Source organism: Pseudomonas sp. AC070, from assembly GCF_979258635.1.
In genome coordinates, this window is sequence record NZ_OZ409871.1 from 4,748,833 (window position 1) to 4,769,114 (window position 20,282).

Below are 20,282 nucleotides of genomic sequence, written 5' to 3' on the forward strand. Positions count from 1 at the left end.
AAAGCCAGCGGGGTAAAAGCCGGGACCGACGGTCAGTCGCTCCTGGCCGGGCACGGCTAGCATTAGCCCAGTTCCCCCACGTGAGCTCACCCATGGCGCCGTCCGAGGCCATTCCCAAGGAAGACGAACCGCAATGGAGCCTGGAAAGCCTGAACAAGGCCTACCAACAGGGCTACATGGCCGGTTTAACTGGCAACCCGATCACCAACCAACCCCACGCCGCCGATGTATTGGCAGCTGCCTGGGAAGCGGGTTGGGATGATGGGGAAGAGCAGTATCAGCTGCTCGCGCAGAAGACGGCCTAACAGACTCAACGGCTTTGCACCCCTCGCCCGCTTGCGGGAGAGGGGCCGGGGGTGAGGGCCGGGCTTTATTCGGTCCGCCCTATCTAAAAAGCCCCTCTCCCGCCCTTCGGGCACCCTCTCCCGCAAACGGGCGAGGGGATAGACTTAATACCTAGCTGAATGGCCGCTACAGCTGCTTCTCAAATATCTGCGAATTACGCTGATAGTTATAAAGCGAAGCCCTCGCCGCTGGCAGGCGCTCTACGCCACTGGGCTCAAAGCCGCGCTCGCGGAACCAGTGGGCGGTGCGGGTTGTGAGCACGAACAGGGTTTTCAATCCCTGCGCCCGTGCGCGCTCTTCGATGCGTTCGAGCAGTTCGTCTCCGCGGCCGCCATGGCGGTATTCGGGATTAACCGCCAGGCACGCCAACTCGCCACTGTCTGAATCGGCAATTTGATACAGCGCGGCGCACGCGATGATCAGCCCGTCGCGCTCGACGATGGTGAATTGCTCAATCTCGCGCTCCAGCACCTCGCGTGAACGGCGTACCAGAATGCCCTGCTCTTCCAGCGGGCTGATCAGGTCGATCAGGCCGCCGACGTCTTCAATGCTGGCCTCACGCAATTGCTCGAACTGCTCCTGATCCACCAGCGTGCCGCCGCCGTCGCGGGTGAACAGTTCGGTGAGCAGCGAGCCGTCTTCGATGTAGCTGACGATATGGGCGCGCTTCACGCCGCCCCGGCACGCTTGCGCCGCCGCATCCAGCAGCTCGGCCTGGTAGCTGTTGCCCAGGCGCTGCAAATGCGTGGGCACTTGCTGCGGGCGCAGTTCGCGCACCAGCTTGCCTGCCTCGTCCATCAGGCCTTGTTCATTGCCGAACAGAATGAGTTTGTCGGCGCCCAGGTCGATGGCGGCGCGCATGGCCACGTCTTCGCAGGCGAGGTTGAAAATCTCGCCGGTGGGCGAATAACCCAGCGGCGACAGCAGCACGATGGAGCGCTCGTCGAGCAAGCGGCCGATGCCTTTGCGGTCGACCCGCCGTACTTCGCCGGTGTGGTGGTAGTCCACGCCCTCAACCACGCCAATCGGCCGCGCCGTGACGAAGTTGCCGCCGGACACGCGCAGGCGCGAGCCCTGCATGGGCGAGGCGGCCATGTCCATCGACAACCGCGCTTCAATGGCGATACGCAATTGGCCGACGGCGTCGATCACGCATTCCAGCGTGGGGCCGTCGGTGATGCGCATGTCGCGGTGGTAATGCGGGGTCAGGCCTCGGGCCGCCAGGCGCGCTTCAATTTGCGGGCGCGAGCCATGCACCAGCACCAGGCGCACGCCCAGGCTGTGCAGCAACACCAAGTCGTGAACGATGTTGCCGAAGTTAACGTGCGCAACGCCGTCGCCGGGCAGCATGACCACAAAGGTCCGGTCCCGGTGAGCGTTGATATAGGGCGAAGCGTGGCGAAGCCAATTGACGTATTCGGGCATAGCGCGAAGAGCCTTTTATTCGTGATGAGAAAGCCAGTGCAGGTACAGCGGGTCAGTCAGCTTTATCGTCGGAATTGGGGCTGTAACACGCGGGTGCTCCTTGTCATTGGGGTAACGGGGCGGTGGGGGTCAGGCAGTAATGCTGGATCAGTTCGCGCAACACTTTCACGGTGGGCTGCAAACGTGACAATTCCAAGAATTCGCCCGGCTGGTGCGCACAACTGATGTCGCCGGGGCCGAGCACAATGGTCTCGCAACCAAGTTGCTGAAGATAAGGGGCTTCGGTGCCGAATGCCACTGCCTCGGCGCGATGGCCGGTCAGCCGTTCGGCCACGCGCACCAGCTCGGCGTCGGCGGCCTGCTCGAACGCCGGCACATGGGGAAACAGCGGGGCGAAGTCGATTTTCACTTGGTGACGCTCGGCAATCGGCTGAAGCTTTTCGCGGATGGCAGCGCGCAGGTGCTCGGCATCCATACCCGGCAGGGGCCGCAAATCGAATTCCAGCGAGCACTGGCCGCAGATACGGTTGGGGTTGTCGCCGCCATGGATGCAGCCGAAATTCAGGGTCGGCTGCGGCACGCTGAATTGTTCGTTGCGGTACAGCCGCTGCCATTTTTGACGCAGGCTCATCAGCTCGGCCATGGTCGCGTGCATGGCTTCAAGGGCACTGCGGCCCAGGCTTGGGTCGGAGGAATGGCCGCTCTGGCCGAGAATATCGATGCGCTCCATCATCACGCCCTTGTGCAGGCGAATCGGCCGCAGCCCGGTCGGCTCGCCAATCACCGCCGCCCGCCCGAGCGGCTGGCCAGCGGCGGCCAAGGCACGGGCGCCGGCCATGGAGCTTTCTTCGTCGCAGGTGGCCAGCACCAACAACGGCTGCTTAAACGGGTGGGCGAGTAGCGGCAGAACCGCTTCGATGACCAGCGCGAAGAAACTCTTCATGTCGCACACGCCAAGGCCGACCCAAGTGCCGTCCACTTCAGTGAGCTTCAGCGGATCACTTTTCCACAGCGCTTCGTCGAACGGCACGGTGTCGCTGTGCCCAGCCAGCACCAGGCCGCCAGGGCCGGAACCGAAGCTGGCGAGCAGGTTGTATTTGCCGGGAGAGACTTGCTGCACGTCGCAGCGAAAGCCGAGGTCGCCCAGCCAGGTGCTGAGCAAATCGATCACCGCCTTGTTCGACAGGTCCAGGCTCGGCTGGGTACAGCTCACCGAAGGCGCGGCGATCAGCGCGGCGAATTGCTCTTTCAGAGTGGGTAATGGCATGCCGGGTCTCCAAAGCGAGGCCCATCATAGGGCTATAACAGCGACGGAATAAACCGTGGGAGCGGCTTCAGCCGCGATTGGCCGGGCCTGAAACCGAAGTTTCCAGGCATCGCGGCTAAAGCCGCTCCCACAGTGCGGTACACTCCACACCCTCTTAAGTTCACCGCGTCTGGACTCCCCGGCCATGCAGAAAGAAACCGAAATCAAACTCCGCGTCAGCCGCGAAACCCTCACTGCCTTGCGCGACCACCCGTTGCTGAAGAAGCGCAACAAAGCCGGTTGGGAACAGCGCGAACTGTTGAACCAGTATTTCGATACCCCCGAGCGCGACCTGGCCAAGGCGCGCATTGCGCTGCGCATTCGCCGCGACGGCGATCAATTTATTCAGACCCTGAAAACCCGTGGCCAAAGCGTGGCCGGTTTGTCGGAGCGCAACGAGTACGACTGGTACCTGACCAAACCTAAGCTCGACCTGAAAAAACTCGACGACAGCTGCTGGCCCGCCGCGCTGGCTGAGCTGGACAAGAAGACCCTGCAAGTCATTTTCACCACCGACTTCACCCGCCAGCGCGCCGAAATCGCCTGGGGTCGGGGCAAGGCTAAGGTCGTGGTAGAAGCGGCGCTGGACCTCGGCAAAGTGGTCGCCGATGGACAGGAAGAAGAAATTTGCGAACTTGAACTCGAGCTGCGCCAGGGCGAGCCGCAAGCGCTTCTGGAACTGGCCGCAGAGCTGGCCGCCGACGTGGCACTGATGCCATGCGACATCAGCAAAGCCGAACGCGGCTATCGCCTGTTCGATGCCGGCAGCTACTCGCTGAACCTGCCGCAGCCCGAACTGACGGTTGAACAGCCGCTGGACTCGGCTTTCGCCGCGCTCGCCTGGAATCTGTTGGGCAGCAGCCAGCGCCTGGCCGAGCAATACCGTTTCAACGGCCACTGGCGTTTGCTGGTGGAGTGGCTGGAAAACCTGGTGGATTTGCGCGCGCTGCTCAGCAGCTTGGGCCAGGCCGCACCGCGCGCCAGCAGCCACGACCTGCGCGAGCGTCTGGACGCCTTGCTCAATGACTGGCGCCCGCGTGTGGTCGCCGGCCTGAGCGACGATGACGCCCGTCAAGCCGCGCCGGCGCTATTCCAAGCAGAGCTGCAAGGCACGCGTTGGGGCCAGTTCTCGCTGAATACCTCGCTGTGGCTGATGACCCACGCCTGGACCGCCGAGCGCAATAACCGTGGCAATCGCCAAGGCGCGGCGCCGTTGGGCAATTGGCTGCCGACGCTGCTGGCCGAAGAAGCGCGCAGTCTGCAATTGGGTCGTTACCAGCAACAGCCGGAAGATTTGGCTGAGCAACTGCCGCGTATCGAGCGCATTCAAGTGTGGCTGCGCCTGGCGCGTCAGGTGCTGATTGAAGTGCCGGAAGTCGACCGCCTCTATGGCGAGCTGAACAAACTGCGCGACCTCGCCCACCGCCCCATCGAAGACGACTGCCTCGATGCGCGCAGCCAGCAAGCGCAAACGGTGCTGACCACAAAAGCGTGGAAAACCTTGCTGCGCGGTTGAAACCCCCTCCGACATTCTGCACCCCGCCGCTCTCGACCCGTTCCCCTGGCCCGCTTGCGGGAGAGGGTGCCCGAAGGGCGGGAGAGGGGGCTGCTCCCTGCAAAAGCCAATAGCGAGCAAAACCTGTGGACTCGGTTTGGCGCCAGCCCACGCATTCGGGCATGCTTGCGACTATTCTTGATCTACCCCGGCACCGCGTTTAACAGGAGTTTGCATGTCTGCCTTCGCTTCTCAGGCCCAGGATCGCACGCTGGATCTCAACGACCTGCTGCGCGAGCTGGTGGCCCAAGGCCGAGTCGCCCAGGACACCGCCGAGCAGTTGATGGCGATTCGCCGCAGCTCCAGCAACACGCAACTGCATCCCCTCGAATTCATTGCCGCGCAGCAGGTCGACGACCTCACCCGCCCCGGCAAAAAGCTCGACCTCGAAACCCTGACCATCTGGCTGGCCAACCTCGCCGGCCAGCCGTATTTGCGCATCGACCCGCTGAAGATCAACGTGGCTGCGGTCACGCCGCTGATGTCGTACGCCTTCGCCCAGCGCCATAAAATTCTCGCCGTGGCGGCAGATAACGAAGCCGTCACCATCGCTAGCGCGCAGCCGTTTGTGGCCAGTTGGGAAGCCAACCTGACCCACGTGCTTAAGCGCCCGATCAAGCGCGTTGTGGCCAATCCGGCAGATATCCAGCGCTTCACCGTGGAGTTTTTCCGCCTGGCCAAGTCGGTTAGCGGCGCCTCGGCGGTCGATACCAAAGGCACCAACATCGGCAACTTCGAGCAGTTGCTCAACCTCGGCGCCAGTGATCAGGAGCCGGACGCCAACGACTCGCACATCGTCAATATCGTCGACTGGCTGTTCCAGTACGCCTACCAGCAGCGCGCCAGTGACATTCATATCGAGCCGCGCCGCGAGCAAGGCACCGTGCGCTTTCGCATCGACGGCGTGCTGCACAACGTTTACCAATTCCCGCCCCAGGTGACGATGGCCATCGTCAGCCGCCTGAAAACACTTGGGCGCATGAACGTGGCAGAAAAACGCAAACCGCAGGACGGCCGGGTGAAGACCAAAACCCCGGACGGCGGCGAGGTGGAGTTGCGCCTGTCGACACTGCCCACCGCGTTTGGCGAAAAGATGGTGATGCGGATTTTCGACCCCGAAGTGCTGCTGAAGAACTTCGACCAGCTCGGTTTTTCGCCGGATGACTTGCGCCGCTGGCTGGAAATGACCAGCCAACCGAACGGCATCATTCTGGTCACCGGCCCCACCGGTTCGGGCAAAACCACCACGCTGTATACCTCGCTGAAAAAGCTCGCCACCTCTGAAGTGAACCTCTGCACCATCGAAGACCCGATCGAGATGATCGAGCCGGCCTTCAACCAGATGCAGGTGCAGCACAACATCGACCTCACGTTCGCCAGCGGTGTGCGCGCGCTCATGCGGCAAGACCCCGACATCATCATGGTCGGCGAGATTCGCGACCTGGAAACCGCCGAAATGGCCATCCAGGCCGCGCTCACCGGCCACTTGGTGCTGTCCACCTTGCACACCAACGACGCGCCGAGCGCGATTACGCGCTTGCTGGAATTGGGCGTGCCGTATTACCTGCTCAAGGCCACGTTGCTGGGCGTCATGGCGCAGCGCCTGGTGCGCACGCTGTGTCCGCATTGCAAAGAGCCGGTCGACATTAGCGAAGAAGATTGGCAATCGCTGACCCGCCCGTGGAGCGCGCCGCTACCAACCGGGGCGCACAAGGCCGTCGGTTGTCTGGAATGCCGCGACACCGGCTACCGTGGCCGTGCGGGCGTGTACGAAATCATGCAACTGAGCGACAGCCTGAAACCCTTCATCAGCGCCGACACCGATTTGCTGTCGCTGCGTCGCCAGGCATTTAAAGAGGGAATGCGCAGTTTGCGTCTCTCCGGCGCACAGAAGGTTGCGGCCGGGCTCACCACCATCGAGGAAGTGTTGCGGGTGACGCCGCAGAGTGAACAGAAGTAAGGTTCGGCGCGCAACATCACCCCCCAACAACAAGGATCCGTTATGCAAATCGGCAGTGTGCTTTTCCTCTTCGTCGGCCTCGCGGTCGCCATTCTTTTCATGGGTTTCAAAGTGGTGCCGCAAGGCTTCGAGTGGACGGTGGAGCGCTTTGGTCGATACACCAACACGCTGCGCCCGGGCTTGAACATTATCGTGCCGGTGATGGACCGCATCGGGCGGCGCATTAACGTGATGGAAAACGTGCTGGATATTCCGCCGCAAGAAGTCATCACCTCCGACAACGCCACCGTACAAATCGATGCCGTGTGCTTCTTCCAAGTGGTGAACACCGCCCAGGCGGCTTACGAGGTCAACAACCTCGAACACGCCATTCGCAACCTGCTGCAAACAAACATCCGCACCGTGCTCGGCTCCATGGAACTGGACGCCATGCTCGGCCAGCGCGATGTGATCAACGAACGGCTGCTGCGCACCGTTGACGAAGCCACGGCGCCATGGGGCATCAAGATCACGCGCATCGAAATCAAAGACATCAGCCCACCCGCCGACCTTATGGCCGCCATGTCCGGGCAAATGAAAGCCGAGCGGGTAAAGCGCGCGCAAATTTTGGAAGCCGAAGGCCTGCGCGCGGCGGCGATTCTTACTGCCGAAGGCAAGAAACAGGCACAGATTCTCGAAGCCGAAGGCGAACGCCAGGCGGCGTTTCTGGAGTCTGAAGCGCGGGAGCGTCAGGCCGAAGCGGAAGCGCGGGCCACGCAAGTGGTGTCCGAGGCCATCGCCACCGGCAACGTGCAGGCCATCAACTATTTCGTGGCGCAAAAGTACGTCGATGCCTTGGGCAAGCTGGCCTCGGCCAACAACAGCAAAGTGATCCTGATGCCGCTCGAAGCGAGCCAGGTGATCGGCGCGATCGGCGGTATTGGCGAAATCGTCAAAGCCACGTTTGATCAAAACAATAAAAAGGCCTGAGGACGCGCGTCAGATGATGGATTTTCTGCAACACCTGTCCTTCTGGGACTGGCTCGCGCTGGGCACCTTGCTGCTGATTCTGGAAGTGTTCGGCGCTGGCGGTTATTTGCTCTGGACGGGCATGGCGGCCGCTGCGGTCGGCGTCATCAGTTACCTGTTCCCGGCCTTGCCGTGGCCGTGGCAATTTCTGCTGTTTGCCGTGCTTTCCCTGGCCACCGCCGTGCTCTGGTGGCAGCGGCTGCGTGCGGGCAATAAAACCTCACAGCAACCGGGCCTGAACCAACGCGGCCAGGAATTTCTCGGCCGTACGTTTGCGCTGCATGAGGCCATCGTCGGGGGACGCGGCAAGATCAAAGCAGGCGACACACTGTGGCTAGTCAGCGGGCCTGACTTGCCCATCGGTACGCCGGTGGAAGTAGTCGGCCAGGACGGCGTGGTGCTGAAAATAAAAGCCTGCGCCTGAACGCTCGCTGCGAAGCAATTGGAACTCGCACGTTGGGCTTGGAGTCGTAACTTCAGGCTCCACACACCCACGCGTTATCAGCCAGTTATCGCAGGAGAACCACCATGCACCGCAAACTCGCTATTGCGTCCTTGTTGCTGATCGTCCCGGTTGCTTCGGCCACGGCCGACACGTTCTGGCGCAATGTGCTGTCATCTGGCGCCACCACCGGCTCGTTCTATCTGACCTCGCGCGACGACCACAAAGTGATCGTTAACGCCCAGGAAGACGCCGGCAGCTACATCGCCAGCAACGGCGCCATTCGTGGCCCGTACCTGGAAGCAGCACTGCAGAAAGTGCGTGCTGAGCACCCAGGCCTGAAAGCTTCAGACGACGAATTGGCCCAGGCCATTCTGACTGCCGAACCGGCAAGCAGCGCGCAGTAAGCTGATCGGGTTGGATTGCCTACCGCGTCCGGTTGCGGACGCGGTGAATATGCGAGCATCGCGCTTCACTTCTATCGACAAGGACCGTTGCCATGGGCAATCCCATCCCGACCCTCAAGGTCATTCTGATCCTGATCATTGCTGTGAACGCCATTTGGTTCACCGACCGTCTGGTGTCATTGATCGGCCTCGACTTTTTGACTTACCTGCCAAGCACCGTTTGGCAATTGCTGAGCGCCTTTAGTAGCGGCTTGCTGATCATCTTCAACGTGTTGCTGCTTGGGTTGCTGTCAAGGCTTCAGCTCAAGGACGAGTAACCGTTTGGATTTGTTGAGCAACGCGAAGCCCAACATAAGTCACACACAAAAAAGCCCCGACCATATCGGGGCTTTTTGCATAGCGCGAATCGCTTAAGCGTCAGCGTCGGCCACAGCCTGGTAAGCGCCCGCATCGAGCAGCTTGTCCAGTTCACTCACATCGCTCGGCTGCAGCTTGTAGAACCAAGTGCCGTAGGGATCGCCATTCACGCTTTCTGGCGCGTCGGCCAGGGCGTCGTTAACGGCGGTGACGGTGCCACTGACCGGCGAGTAGATGTCGGAGGCGGCTTTAACCGACTCGACTACACCGGCTTCCTGGCCTGCGGCCAGTTGCTTGCCGACTTCCGGCAGCTCGACGAATACCACGTCGCCCAGCGCTTCCTGCGCGTGGTCGGAGATGCCCACGGTCACGCTGCCATCGGCTTCAAGGCGGGCCCACTCGTGGCTGGCGGCGTAACGCAGGTCGCTGGGGATATTGCTCATGTCTTGGTCCTCAAGTCGGGAGGCGGAACGTCCGCCTGGAAAATTTAGCAGGTTGTGGCGCGTCGCCGAAACTGGCGTAGCACTGCATCACAACCGATCAGATCAACGCCTTGCCGTGTCGCACGAAATTCGGCCGAACCACCCGCACGGGATACCACTTGCCGCGAATTTCCACCTCGGCCCGTTCGCCAGTGCTGGCAGGAACCCGCGCCAGGGCAATGGATTTCCCCAGCGTAGGCGAAAAGCTGCCGCTGGTGATCTCGCCTTCGCCGACGCCTTCAACCCGCACCACTTGATGGGCACGCAATACCCCGCGTTCCTCAAGCACCAGGCCCACCAGTTTGGGCTGGTCGCCGGCGTCGCGCTGGGCTTGCAATGCCTCACGGCCGATGAACTGGCGAGTGGTCGGTTCCCAGGCGATGGTCCAGGCCATGTTGGCAGCCAGGGGCGAAACGCTTTCGTCCATGTCTTGGCCGTACAGATTCATGCCGGCTTCCAGGCGCAGTGTGTCGCGTGCGCCCAGGCCAATCGGGGCAATACCGGCGCCGACCAGTTCGTTGAAAAAGCTCGACGCATCCTCAACCGGCAACACAATTTCCAGGCCATCTTCGCCGGTATAACCGGTGCGCGCGATAAACCACTCGCCATCGGCGAAGCCCTGGAACGGTTTGAGATCGGCAATCAACGTGGCACGGCTGGATGACACCAGCTCCGCCACCTTGGCGCGGGCGTGGGGCCCTTGAATCGCCAGCATCGCCAGCTCGCTGCGCTCGTTGAGCTGCACGTCGAAATCAGCGGCTTGCGCCTGCATCCAGGCGATGTCTTTGTCGCGGGTGGCGGCGTTGACCACCACGCGGTAGCCGTCAGCGGTGAGATAGACGATCAGGTCGTCGATCACGCCGCCCTCGCGGTTGAGCATGGCGCTGTAGAGGGCTTTGCCGAGGTCTTGCAGGCGCTCGATATCGTTGGCCAGCAAGTGCTGAAGATAGGCCTTGGCCTGGGCGCCGCTGACGTCGACCACCGTCATGTGCGACACATCGAATACGCCGCAGTCGCGACGCACCTGATGGTGCTCCTCAACTTGCGAGCCGTAGTGCAGTGGCATATCCCAACCACCGAAATCGACCATCTTGGCACCCAATGCAAGGTGCAGATCATAGAGGGGCGTGCGCTGTCCCATGGGTTTCTCCTTCCGGGCTTGGCGAAGGTGCGGGCGAAGCGTGAAACCCGGCTGAGCCTACGGAAACAGGCACTTGCACGAGGTTTCAACACGACGGTCTGGATGACGTCCTACACCGAATGGCGCGCATTGTAGCCGCAAGACTCCCGCCTGCACACACGCCTTACAGACCAGCCGTTCAATGCCCGAAGCGTCGCGCCGAACGACGGATCAGGCCGATCACCGGCAGCAGGCCGACCAGCACCAGCGTCAGCGCCGGCAACGCGGCACGCGCCCATTCGCCCTCGCTGGTCATCTCGAAAATACGCACGGCGAGGGTGTCCCAGCCGAACGGGCGCATCAGCAAGGTGGCGGGCATTTCTTTCAACACATCGACAAACACCAACAGCGCCGCGCTCAACGCACCCGGCACCAGCAGCGGCAGGTAAACCCGGAAGAACAACCCATAACCGGACACGCCCAGGCTGCGAGACGCTTCCGGCAGCGACGGACGAATGCGCGCCAGTGCGCCTTCGAGCGGCCCGTAGGCCACGGTAATAAAGCGGATCAGATAGGCCAGCACCAGCGCCGACAAACTGCCCAGCAGCAGCGGTTTGCCCGCGCCACCCAGCCAGGTCGACAACGGCACCACCCAGTCGCGGTCCAGGTAGCTGAACACCAGCATGATCGACACCGCGAGCACCGAGCCGGGCAAGGCATAACCGAGATTGGCCAGGCTGACGGCGCTGCGGATGGGCCGCGTGGGCACCAGGCGCCGAGCGAACACCAGCAGCAACGCCACGGCGACCGTCACCGCAGCGGCAATGACGCCCAAGTAGAGCGTGTGGAGAATCAGGCCAATGTAACGCTCGTCGAGGTCGAAGCGCCCGCGCTGCCAGCACCACACCATCAACTGCAACAGCGGCACCACAAACGCACAGGCGAACACCAGTCCACACCACGTGCTGGCCGCCAGCGCCTTCCAGCCGCGCAGGTGATACAGCGCAAACCCGCGTGGCCGCTCGCTGGCCGGCCGGCTGGCGCCTCGGGCGCGGCGTTCGCCGTACACCACCAGCATCACCGCGAGCAGCAACAGGCTGGCCAGTTGAGTGGCGCTGGCCAGGCTATAAAAGCCGTACCAGGTTTTGTAGATGGCAGTGGTAAAGGTGTCGAAATTGAACACCGACACGGCGCCGAAATCCGCCAGGGTTTCCATCAGCGCCAAGGCGATGCCCGCACCAATCGCCGGCCGCGCCATGGGCATCGCCACCCGCCAGAACGCTTGCCACGGTGTTTGCCCGAGGATGCGCGCGGCCTCCATCAGCCCTTTGCCCTGAGCCAGAAACGCGCTGCGCGCGAGCAGGTAAACGTAGGGGTAGAAAACCAGCACCAGCACCACAATCACGCCACCGGTGGAGCGCACGCGCGGCAGGCGCGCACCGGTGCCGAACCACTCGCGCAATAGCGTTTGCAAGGGACCTGAAAAATCCAGCAAGCCGACAAATACAAAGGCCAGGACGTAAGCAGGAATGGCAAACGGCAGCATCAGCGCCCAGTCGAGCCAGCGCCGACCGGGGAACTCACACAAGCTGGTGAGCCAGGCCAGACTCACGCCGAGCAGCGTGACGCCAACGCCAACGCCGATGACCAGCACCAGCGTGTTGCCGAGCAGGCGTGGCATCTGGGTATCCCAAAGGTGCGCCCAGATTTCGTGGTCAATGGTTTGCCAAGAGAGCAGCAGAACGGAGAGCGGCAACAACACCAGCGCGGCGATGGCGAAAGAAATGAGATACCAGCGACGTTGGTGAACCACGGGTGAGCCTGGTTGGAATGGAATAAGGGCGCAACTATACGTTTGCAGGGATCGCGGCTGAAGCCGCTCCTACAGACGACACAAACCCTGTAGGAGCGGCTTTAGCCGCGATGCTTTTAATACCAGCCAGCGCGGTCCATCAACTTAATGGCCTCTGCCTGACGCTTTCCGGCGACCTCAACCGGAATGGTATCGGCCTTGAACGCCCCCCAACTCGCCACCTCATCCGACGGCTTAACGCTGGGATTGGCCGGGTATTCCTGATTCACGCCGGCAAAGATCGCCTGCGCTTCGGGGCCAGTCATCCATTCAACCAGCGCCTTGGCGGCAGCCGGGTGCGGCGCGTGCTGGGTCAGGCCAATGCCGGACAAATTGACGTGCACGCCACGGTCGCCCTGGTTCGGCCAGAACAGCTTCACGGCCAGACTTGGGTCTTGCTTGTGCAGGCGGCCGTAATAGTAGGTGTTGACGATGCCGACATCGCACTGCCCGGCATTGATGGCTTGCAGCACGGCGATGTCGTCGGAGAACACATCGGTGGACAGGTTGTTCACCCAGCCCTTGAGGATTTCTTCGGTCTTGGCCGCGCCATGGGTTTCGATCAGCGTGGCGGTCAGCGATTGGTTGTAGACCTTTTTCGCCGTGCGCAGGCACAAACGCCCTTCCCACTCTTTGCCCGCCAGCGCTTCGTAAGTGGACAGCTCTTCGGGCTTCACCCGGTCAGTGGCGTAGGCGATGGTGCGCGCACGCAGCGACAGGCCGGTCCAGCTGTCGGTGGAAGAACGGTATTGGCTGGGAATATTGGCGTCGATAACCGGCGAGTCGAAGGGCTGCAAAATGCCCATATTCTCGGCCTGCCAGAGGTTGCCAGCATCGACGGTGAGCAGCAGGTCGGCGGTGGCGTTGCTGCCTTCGGCCTTGATGCGCTGCATCAGCGGCGCTTCCTTGTCGGTGATGAACTTGACCTTCACACCGGTTTTGGCGGTGTACGCGTCGAAGACCGGTTTGATCAGCTCATCGATACGGGAGGAATACACCACCACTTCGTCGGCGGCTTGCGCGGTCGCTGCGGCCATCAGTACCAGCAGAGAAAAACAGGTGCGGCGAATCTGCACGGACAACGTCCTCGTAAAAACCAGAAGGTCGCAAATGATAGTTAACCTCAGTTGGCGACCGGCGATCGACGTGTGTCGGAATGTTGCGAGGCGCCGCCAAGACTCAGGCCTTTGCTAACGCCGGAAGGTCACCGGACAACCCCAGCGCCTGGCGCACAAACAGCGCTTTGCCTTCGGCCAGACCGTCCACCAAGTTCAAGCCGCTGTTACGCAGCCAGCGCACGGGAAGCGGATCGGCCTGGAACAAGCGCTGGAAGCCTTCCATCGCCGCCATCATCGCCAGGTTATGCGGCATACGCCGGCGTTCGAAACGGCTGAGCACGCGGGTGTCGGCCAGGCTTTCGCCACGCTCGACCGCATGCAGCAGCACTTCGGCCAGCACGGCGGCGTCGAGGAAACCGAGGTTGACGCCCTGCCCCGCCAGCGGGTGGATCGTGTGCGCGGCATCGCCGATCAGCGCCAGGCCGGGCTCCACGTAACGCTTGGCGTGACGCTGGCGCAGCGGAATGCACAGACGCGGATCAACCTCCAGCACGTCGCCCAAGCGCCACTCGAAGGCTTTGCCGAGTTCAGTGCGGAACGCTTCGTCGTCCAACGCCATCAAGCGTTCGGCTTGCGCCGGGGTGGTCGACCAGACGATGGAGCACCACTGCTCAGCCGCGCCGTCACGGGCCAGCGGCAAGAAGGCCAGCGGGCCGTCATCGGTGAAGCGTTGCCAGGCGGTGCGTTGGTGCGGCTGGCTGCAGCGCACGCTGGTGACGATGGCGTGGTGCAGGTAATTCCATTCGCGGGTGGCGCAACCAGCCAAACGCCGCACCGCCGAATTGGCGCCGTCGGCGGCGATCACCAAGGGCGTACGCACGGTGCGGCCATCGGCGAGGGTGAGCAGCCAATCGTCGCCGGAATGGCGAAGCTGTTCGAGGCGCGCATCGGCCAGCAAGCCGATATCGGCAGCATGCAGGCGCTCAAGCAACGCATCCTGAATCACGCGGTTTTCGACGATATGGCCAAGCACGTCGGCGTGCACGCTGGCGGCGGAGAAATGGATTTGGCCCGTTCCGGAACCATCCCACACCTGCATGTCACCGTAAGGGCTGTTGCGCCTGGCTTCGATACCCGACCAGGCGCCCACACGTTCGAGAATGCGCTGGCTGGCCATGGACAACGCGCTGACACGCGGCTCGAACGCGGCGGTGTGGTCGAAAGGCTTAACGCTCAGGGGACTGCCATCGATCAGCAGAATATTCAGACCGCTATGTTGCAGCGCCAAACCCAGCGCACTGCCGACCATACCGGCCCCGACTATTACCAAATCTGCTCGCATTTCCATGCTGTGGGCCTATGCGTGGGCGGCTATTGGCCGCCAGAAAAAAGAGTCAACCGTTGCTGCGAGTACCAATGCCCATGGCTTGCCGGGCAAACCAACGCTTGGCGGGTGGCAGCATGTCGAGGCCCAACAGGCCAAGATTGCGGCCAGTGGCCAGCAGCGGTTCGGCGGTACTGAACAGGCGCGTAACGCGATCTGAAAAGCCGACGGTGAGGCTTTGGTCCAGTTGCTGCCGGGTGTAGTACTGCTGCAGCGACGCGAAGTCGCCTGGTACTGACGGCCCGGCAAGCAGCACCTCGGCCAGCGCTTGTACGTCACGCAGGGCCAGGTTGTAACCCTGACCGGCGATGGGGTGCAGGCTGTGCGCGGCGTTGCCAAGAATGACCAGATGCGGGCGCACTTGTTCCTGCGCTTCGACCAGGGCCAGCGGGTAAACATGCCGCGCACCGACTTTACGCAACGCGCCGAGTCGGTAGCCGAATGCGGTTTGCAGCTCGGCCAGAAACGCCCGGTCGTCCAGGGCCAGCAAGCGCTGAGCATCGTCGCCAGGGCGGGTCCAGACCAGCGCGCTGCGGTTGTCCGAAAGCGGCAGCAAGGCCATGGGGCCTTCGTCGGTGAAACGCTCGAACGCCTGACCGCCATGGGGCTGACTGATGCTGATGTTGGCGATCAGCGCGTTTTGCTCATAGTTGGTGGTTTTGACGGTGATGCCCAATTGCTCGCGCAAGCGGGACCGGCCGCCGTCGGCCAGCACCGCGAGGTCGCAGTCCAGCAGGGTTTCGTCGTTGAGCGTAAGGCGATAGCCGCTGCGGCCTTCGGCCAGGTCTATCGCCTGCATGGCGACGACTTCGGCCGGGCAGCGCCAGCTCACCACGTCTGGATCCAGCGCTTGCCAGAGGCAATGGCCGAGCCAGGCGTTTTCCGCCACATAGCCCAGCGCCGGCACGCCCTCTTCTTCTGCGCTCAGCCGCGCGGCGGCGAACCGCCCGCGGTCGGAGACGTGAATGTGCTGGATGGCCTCGGCGCGTTCGGCCACTTTCGGCCAGATGCCGAGGCGTTGATAGATTTGCTGGGTGCCATAGGACAACGCCGTAGAACGGGCGTCGTAACTCGGTTGATAGGTGTCGCCGGGGGCGAACGGCTCGATCAGCACAATGGACCACCCGCGCGCCTTAGCGCCGGCTTGCAGGGCCAGCGCCAGGCTGGCGCCCACCAGGCCGCCACCAATGATTGCGAGTTGGGCGCGCCCGCTAGTCACTGACGCGCTCACGCCGCCTGCACGCGAGCAGCGGCCATCAAGGCTTCGATTTCGGTCACGGTTTTCGGCGCGTCTTTGGTGATGATTTCGCAGCCGGTTTTGGTCACCACCACGTCGTCTTCAATGCGCACGCCAATGCCGCGCCATTTCTTGGCCACGTTCTGGTTGTCCACGGCGATATAAATGCCCGGCTCAACCGTCAGCGCCATGCCAGGCTCCAGCACGCGCCATTCGCCGCCAACTTTGTAATCGCCGACGTCGTGAACATCCATGCCCAGCCAGTGGCCGGCGCGGTGCATATAGAAAGGTTTGTAGGCTTCGCTGGCGATCAGTTCATCAATATCGCCTTCCAGCAGACCGAGTTCGACCAAGCCGGCAGTGATGACCCGCACGGTCGCTTCGTGGGCTTCGTTCCAATGCTTGTCGGGGCCGATGGCGGCGAAGGCCGCTTCCTGAGATTTCAGCACCAACTCGTAGATGGCTTTCTGTTCGGGGGAGAACTTGCCGCTCACCGGGAAGGTGCGGGTGATGTCGCTGGCGTAACAGTCGATTTCGCAGCCAGCATCGATCAGTACCAAGTCGCCGTCTTTAAGCGGCGCGTCGTTTTCGCGGTAGTGCAGGATGCAGGCGTTGCGGCCCGCGGCAACGATGGAACCGTATGCCGGCATTTTCGCGCCGCCTTTGCGGAATTCGTAATCCAGCTCGGCTTCAAGGTGGTACTCGCTCAAGCCAGCGCGGCTGGCTTGCATGGCGCGGACATGGGCGCGCGACGAGATTTGCGCGGCTTCGCGCATCACCTTCACTTCGTTGGCGGACTTGTACAAACGCATGTCGTGCAACAGATGCGTCAGGGCCACGAATTCGTTTGGCGGCTGAGCGCCCTGGCGGGCTTTGGAGCGGATGACGTTGATCCACTCCATCAGGTGCCGGTCGAATTCCTGGTTGGTGCCCATGGCGTAATACACGCGATCACGGCCTTCGATCAGGCCGGGCAGAATTTCGTCGATGTCACCGATGGGGAACGCATCGTCCGCACCATAGGTGGTGATGGCGCCGTCTTGCCCGGCACGCAGGCCGTCCCACAATTCGCGTTCCGGATCGCGCTCGCGGCAGAACAACACGTATTCGCCGTGTTCGCGGCCGGGGATCAGGGCAATCACCGCTTCGGGTTCAGGGAAGCCGCTGAGGTATTGGAAGTCGCTGTCCTGACGGTACACATGCTCGACATCGCGATTGCGGATGTACACCGGCGCGGCCGGCAGAATGGCGATGCTGTTAGGTTCCATCTGCGCCATCAGCGCCTTGCGCCGACGAGCGTATTCCGACTTGGGGATGCTGATCATGGACGGACTCATCTGGTCAAAAGTCTGGGACGAAAATCAGTGCAGCGACGGTTTTGCAGCGGCGGGTGCGGCAGGTTTCACGCATTCGGTGAACAGCAGCAACGGCGCAACGCGCAGGTATTCCATCACTTCCATATAGTCGTTTTCGCCGTCTTCGGATTCTTCCAGCGCTTCTTGCACCTGGGCGATGGCGGCGAGGTCTTGCAGCACTTCCATGGCTTCGCTGCTTAGCGCCGCATCACGTGCGGTCAGACCGAAGCCGGCGAGAAAGCCTTGGCACCACTGGCCCATGGCGGCGGCACGTTCGGCCAGCGGCGCGTCGTCGGAGGGCAGCAGCAGAACCACGGCGATGTCTTCGCCAGTGAGTTCGGCTTTGACCATTTCCTGCAAACCGATCAGCGCGGCCTTGATGTTGTCTTGCGGCTCGGCGGTGAACAGGTCGGCGGCATCGACCAGCCAGGCATCCGTCTCGAAGCCAGCACCGGCGCAACTGCGACCGAGCAACAGGCCATGCAATTCGGCAGGCGAAACAGGTTGACCGCTGCTGGCAAGCAGGGCGGCGAAAGCGCTATACGGGGAATTTTGAGTGGGCATTGGCAACTAGGCGCCAGAGGGCGCAATGACTAGAATGAAGGCCTTGTATCCTAGCACCGGCAAGCGCGCCAAAACCATTGGCGGCTATCAACAGGTTTGTACCAACGTCGGCGCCTTCCGATATAGTTTCGCCGCTTCGACACTCCACCACATGCATCACACACGCCCTAGCGAGAGCCCATGGAAGACGCCGATCTGCACGCGCTGACCATCAAGCTGGAACTGCTTATTCAACGCGTCGAGCAGCTCAAAGCGGACAACCGCGCCCTGCGCGCAAGCGAGCAGGCGTGGCGCGAAGAGCGCGCCCATCTGATCGAAAAGAACGAAATGGCCCGGCATAAGGTCGAATCGATGATTTCGCGCCTCAAAGCCCTGGAGCAGGACTAATGACCTCGAACACCGTTACCGTTCACATCCTCGACAAAGACTATTGCATCGCCTGCCCGGCGGACGAACGCGCCAACCTTGAAAGCGCCGCGCGCTACCTGGACGGCAAGATGCGTGAGATCCGCAGCGGCGGCAAAGTCATCGGCGCCGACCGCGTTGCCGTCATGGCCGCACTCAACATTACCCACGACCTGCTGCACAAACAGCAGCGCCTTGATCAGGACGTTAGCTCCACCCGCGCTCACGTGCGTGACTTGCTCGAGCGAGTCGACGGCGCCCTGGCCACCGATCAGGACAGCAGCCATAGCTGATTGCAGAGCGGTGGATTGGGGTATACTGCCCCCCGCTCCCTGGAGTGTGCGCCAGTCGGTGATGTCCCTGAGCCGATACGCACAAACCCGGGGGTTGCAAGTTGGAGCCGGTGTGCATGTCCGCCTGACGGAAAGCCTTAACGCTCCCTGCAACCTCCACCTTGAACTTTCGGGTTCAAGGGCTAAACCGACAGCGGCACGCCGGGGGGTCTTATTTTTTAACGCTGTGCTCACGCCGTTGAGCCACGCCGCTTCTACCGGTTCGCGCCCGCGCACCACAGCCAGCATCCCATGCTGAGCGCCGCTTCTCTTTCTCGCCCGCAACTTCGTCGCTTACTGCGCAAAACCCGTCGCGCCCTCAGCGCCAGCGCTCAACGCGCCGCCAGCGAAAACCTCTATCGCCAGTTGGCTCAGCATCCGTTGTTTCGTCGAGCGCGGCATATCGCCTTGTACCTGCCGGCCGATGGCGAAATTGACCCACGGCCGTTGATGCGCGCCGCACAACGGCGCGGCAAAGCCACGTACTTGCCCGTTCTCAGTGCATGGCCACGAACGAAAATGGTGTTTCAACGGGTGCGCCCGAATGAGCGTCTGCGCCCCAACCGTTTCCGCATCGCCGAGCCTACGGCCAACCGAAATCGCCAACGCAAGGTGTGGGCGCTGGACGTCGTGATGCTGCCGTTGGTGGGCTTTGATGTTGAAGGCGGACGCTTGGGAATGGGCGGCGGTTTTTACGACCGCAGTCTGGCGTATTTGCAGAGGCGCAAAAATTGGCACAAGCCGACATTATTGGGCCTGGCCCACGAGTGTCAGAAGGTAGATCGCCTGGCGCTGGCCAGCTGGGATGTGAAGCTGCATGCAACGGTGACGGATAAAGCGTGGTATGCGGGCGCCGCACTCACTGCGACGTCCACAAACCCTGGCGAGTAGCGGTTAAGGCTGCTGCGACAACGTGACGGGAGCCTCGTTCTGACGGTCCCAAAGACTCTGGGTGTAACCGGTGGTTACGACGCCCAGGCCAAACAAAATGACTAATACCCACAACAAATCTGGTTTACGTTTCTTCATCGATTGCCTCCCCCTTCCAGGCAAATTTCACACGATGGCCGGCGACATTTCTTGTTCTTAGGCCGTCCGGCAGCGGTACATTCAGCAGGGCGGCATTGTCCTGCATGGTGTCTGCATGTGCAATTACGACGCCAACCGGCGGTCGTGTAAACGCGGGCAAATGCCCACAATGTTGTAACCCACGAGCGAAGAGCAAAGTTCATGCCTCACTGGCTGATGAAGTCCGAACCCGAAGAACTTTCCATCCACGACCTGCAGCGCCTTGGCCACGCCCGGTGGGATGGCGTGCGCAATTACCAGGCGCGCAATTTCGTACGCAGCATGGCAGTAGGCGATCTGTTCTTCTTCTATCACTCCAGTTGCCCGGAGCCGGGCATCGCCGGAATAGGCCGGATAATTGCTTCAGCCTACCCAGACCCGACCGCGCTCGACCCGAACAGCCATTACTTCGACGCAAAAGCCAGCGCCGAGAAAAATCCATGGAGCGCGCTGGAGGTCGAGTATGTTGAAGCGTTCGCCAACGTCATCCCGCTGGCGACCCTGCGTGAAGTGCCAGGCTTGGTTGATTTACCCTTGGTCAAAAAAGGCAGCCGGCTTTCGGTGATGCCAGTCAGTGCTAGCGAATGGGCGGCAATCTGCGCTCTGCATTAAGCAACACG

General features: G+C 62.0%; 21 protein-coding genes and 1 other RNA gene. 12 read left to right on the forward strand and 10 right to left on the reverse strand.

Annotated elements, in window-relative coordinates:
* Positions 1 to 92: 92 nt before the first annotated feature.
* A complete protein-coding gene (gene rmf, locus ACZZ0Q_RS21360) occupies positions 93 to 305 on the forward strand; it encodes a ribosome modulation factor (protein WP_463540884.1) in 213 nt (70 codons plus the stop codon).
* A 166-nt stretch (positions 306 to 471) separates the two neighbouring features.
* Here the strand turns inward: rmf and argA are convergent, their stop codons facing one another.
* Entirely contained in the window at positions 472 to 1,770 is a 1,299-nt protein-coding gene (argA, locus tag ACZZ0Q_RS21365) for an amino-acid N-acetyltransferase (protein ID WP_463540883.1), read from the reverse strand.
* 103 nt (positions 1,771 to 1,873) lie between these two features.
* On the reverse strand, positions 1,874 to 3,037 hold the full coding sequence (gene argE, locus ACZZ0Q_RS21370) for an acetylornithine deacetylase (protein WP_463540882.1): 1,164 nt from the start codon (positions 3,035 to 3,037) through the stop codon (positions 1,874 to 1,876).
* A 184-nt stretch (positions 3,038 to 3,221) separates the two neighbouring features.
* Here argE and ACZZ0Q_RS21375 point away from each other — a divergent pair, with 184 nt between their 5' ends.
* The 6 genes from ACZZ0Q_RS21375 (at position 3,222) to ACZZ0Q_RS21400 (ending at position 8,765) form a co-directional block, all read left to right on the forward strand.
* Complete coding sequence (locus tag ACZZ0Q_RS21375; RefSeq protein WP_463540881.1) at positions 3,222 to 4,592, forward strand: CYTH domain-containing protein; 1,371 nt, start codon at positions 3,222 to 3,224, stop codon at positions 4,590 to 4,592.
* A gap of 214 nt (positions 4,593 to 4,806) precedes the next feature.
* Positions 4,807 to 6,591, forward strand: coding sequence for a type IV pilus assembly ATPase TfpB (tfpB, locus tag ACZZ0Q_RS21380; protein WP_463540880.1), 1,785 nt, complete (start codon positions 4,807 to 4,809; stop codon positions 6,589 to 6,591).
* 42 nt (positions 6,592 to 6,633) lie between these two features.
* Positions 6,634 to 7,560, forward strand: a complete 927-nt coding sequence (locus tag ACZZ0Q_RS21385; RefSeq protein ID WP_122449711.1) for an SPFH domain-containing protein — start codon at positions 6,634 to 6,636, stop codon at positions 7,558 to 7,560.
* A gap of 13 nt (positions 7,561 to 7,573) precedes the next feature.
* Positions 7,574 to 8,023, forward strand: a complete 450-nt coding sequence (locus ACZZ0Q_RS21390) for an NfeD family protein (RefSeq protein WP_463540879.1) — start codon at positions 7,574 to 7,576, stop codon at positions 8,021 to 8,023.
* Positions 8,024 to 8,127: 104 nt separating this feature from the next.
* Complete coding sequence (locus ACZZ0Q_RS21395) at positions 8,128 to 8,448, forward strand: DUF2388 domain-containing protein (RefSeq protein ID WP_463384551.1); 321 nt, start codon at positions 8,128 to 8,130, stop codon at positions 8,446 to 8,448.
* A 92-nt stretch (positions 8,449 to 8,540) separates the two neighbouring features.
* The gene (locus tag ACZZ0Q_RS21400) at positions 8,541 to 8,765 is read left to right on the forward strand and encodes a hypothetical protein (protein ID WP_463540878.1); all 225 of its coding nucleotides are present in this window, start codon (positions 8,541 to 8,543) and stop codon (positions 8,763 to 8,765) included.
* A gap of 93 nt (positions 8,766 to 8,858) precedes the next feature.
* Here the strand turns inward: ACZZ0Q_RS21400 and gcvH are convergent, their stop codons facing one another.
* The 8 genes from gcvH to ACZZ0Q_RS21440 form a co-directional block, all read right to left on the reverse strand.
* Positions 8,859 to 9,248: a glycine cleavage system protein GcvH gene (gcvH, locus tag ACZZ0Q_RS21405; RefSeq protein WP_122497420.1), complete on the reverse strand. Its 390-nt coding sequence runs from the start codon at positions 9,246 to 9,248 to the stop codon at positions 8,859 to 8,861.
* 97 nt (positions 9,249 to 9,345) lie between these two features.
* A complete protein-coding gene (gcvT, locus tag ACZZ0Q_RS21410; RefSeq protein ID WP_463540877.1) occupies positions 9,346 to 10,428 on the reverse strand; it encodes a glycine cleavage system aminomethyltransferase GcvT in 1,083 nt (360 codons plus the stop codon).
* A gap of 178 nt (positions 10,429 to 10,606) precedes the next feature.
* Complete coding sequence (locus tag ACZZ0Q_RS21415; RefSeq protein ID WP_463540876.1) at positions 10,607 to 12,220, reverse strand: ABC transporter permease; 1,614 nt, start codon at positions 12,218 to 12,220, stop codon at positions 10,607 to 10,609.
* Positions 12,221 to 12,336: 116 nt separating this feature from the next.
* Complete coding sequence (locus ACZZ0Q_RS21420) at positions 12,337 to 13,296, reverse strand: extracellular solute-binding protein (RefSeq protein WP_122497708.1); 960 nt, start codon at positions 13,294 to 13,296, stop codon at positions 12,337 to 12,339.
* 142 nt (positions 13,297 to 13,438) lie between these two features.
* The gene (locus tag ACZZ0Q_RS21425) at positions 13,439 to 14,659 is read right to left on the reverse strand and encodes a 2-octaprenyl-3-methyl-6-methoxy-1,4-benzoquinol hydroxylase (RefSeq protein WP_463542276.1); all 1,221 of its coding nucleotides are present in this window, start codon (positions 14,657 to 14,659) and stop codon (positions 13,439 to 13,441) included.
* A 52-nt stretch (positions 14,660 to 14,711) separates the two neighbouring features.
* The gene (ubiH, locus tag ACZZ0Q_RS21430; protein WP_463540875.1) at positions 14,712 to 15,932 is read right to left on the reverse strand and encodes a 2-octaprenyl-6-methoxyphenyl hydroxylase; all 1,221 of its coding nucleotides are present in this window, start codon (positions 15,930 to 15,932) and stop codon (positions 14,712 to 14,714) included.
* Positions 15,929 to 17,263, reverse strand: coding sequence for a Xaa-Pro aminopeptidase (gene pepP / locus ACZZ0Q_RS21435; protein WP_463540874.1), 1,335 nt, complete (start codon positions 17,261 to 17,263; stop codon positions 15,929 to 15,931). Before pepP ends, ubiH begins: the two co-directional genes overlap by 4 nt.
* Positions 17,264 to 17,299: 36 nt before the next feature.
* Complete coding sequence (locus ACZZ0Q_RS21440; protein WP_463540873.1) at positions 17,300 to 17,857, reverse strand: YecA/YgfB family protein; 558 nt, start codon at positions 17,855 to 17,857, stop codon at positions 17,300 to 17,302.
* Positions 17,858 to 18,037: 180 nt separating this feature from the next.
* Here ACZZ0Q_RS21440 and ACZZ0Q_RS21445 point away from each other — a divergent pair, with 180 nt between their 5' ends.
* The 5 genes from ACZZ0Q_RS21445 (at position 18,038) to ACZZ0Q_RS21465 (ending at position 20,274) form a co-directional block, all read left to right on the forward strand.
* Positions 18,038 to 18,244, forward strand: coding sequence for a TIGR02449 family protein (locus ACZZ0Q_RS21445; protein WP_122449701.1), 207 nt, complete (start codon positions 18,038 to 18,040; stop codon positions 18,242 to 18,244).
* Complete coding sequence (locus ACZZ0Q_RS21450; RefSeq protein ID WP_108097941.1) at positions 18,244 to 18,555, forward strand: cell division protein ZapA; 312 nt, start codon at positions 18,244 to 18,246, stop codon at positions 18,553 to 18,555. Before ACZZ0Q_RS21445 ends, ACZZ0Q_RS21450 begins: the two co-directional genes overlap by 1 nt.
* Before the next feature lie 33 nt (positions 18,556 to 18,588).
* Positions 18,589 to 18,767, forward strand: a non-coding RNA gene (gene ssrS / locus ACZZ0Q_RS21455) — 6S RNA.
* A 79-nt stretch (positions 18,768 to 18,846) separates the two neighbouring features.
* The gene (locus ACZZ0Q_RS21460; protein WP_463540872.1) at positions 18,847 to 19,485 is read left to right on the forward strand and encodes a 5-formyltetrahydrofolate cyclo-ligase; all 639 of its coding nucleotides are present in this window, start codon (positions 18,847 to 18,849) and stop codon (positions 19,483 to 19,485) included.
* A gap of 339 nt (positions 19,486 to 19,824) precedes the next feature.
* Positions 19,825 to 20,274, forward strand: coding sequence for an EVE domain-containing protein (locus ACZZ0Q_RS21465; RefSeq protein WP_463540871.1), 450 nt, complete (start codon positions 19,825 to 19,827; stop codon positions 20,272 to 20,274).
* The last annotated feature ends 8 nt before the right edge of the window (positions 20,275 to 20,282 follow it).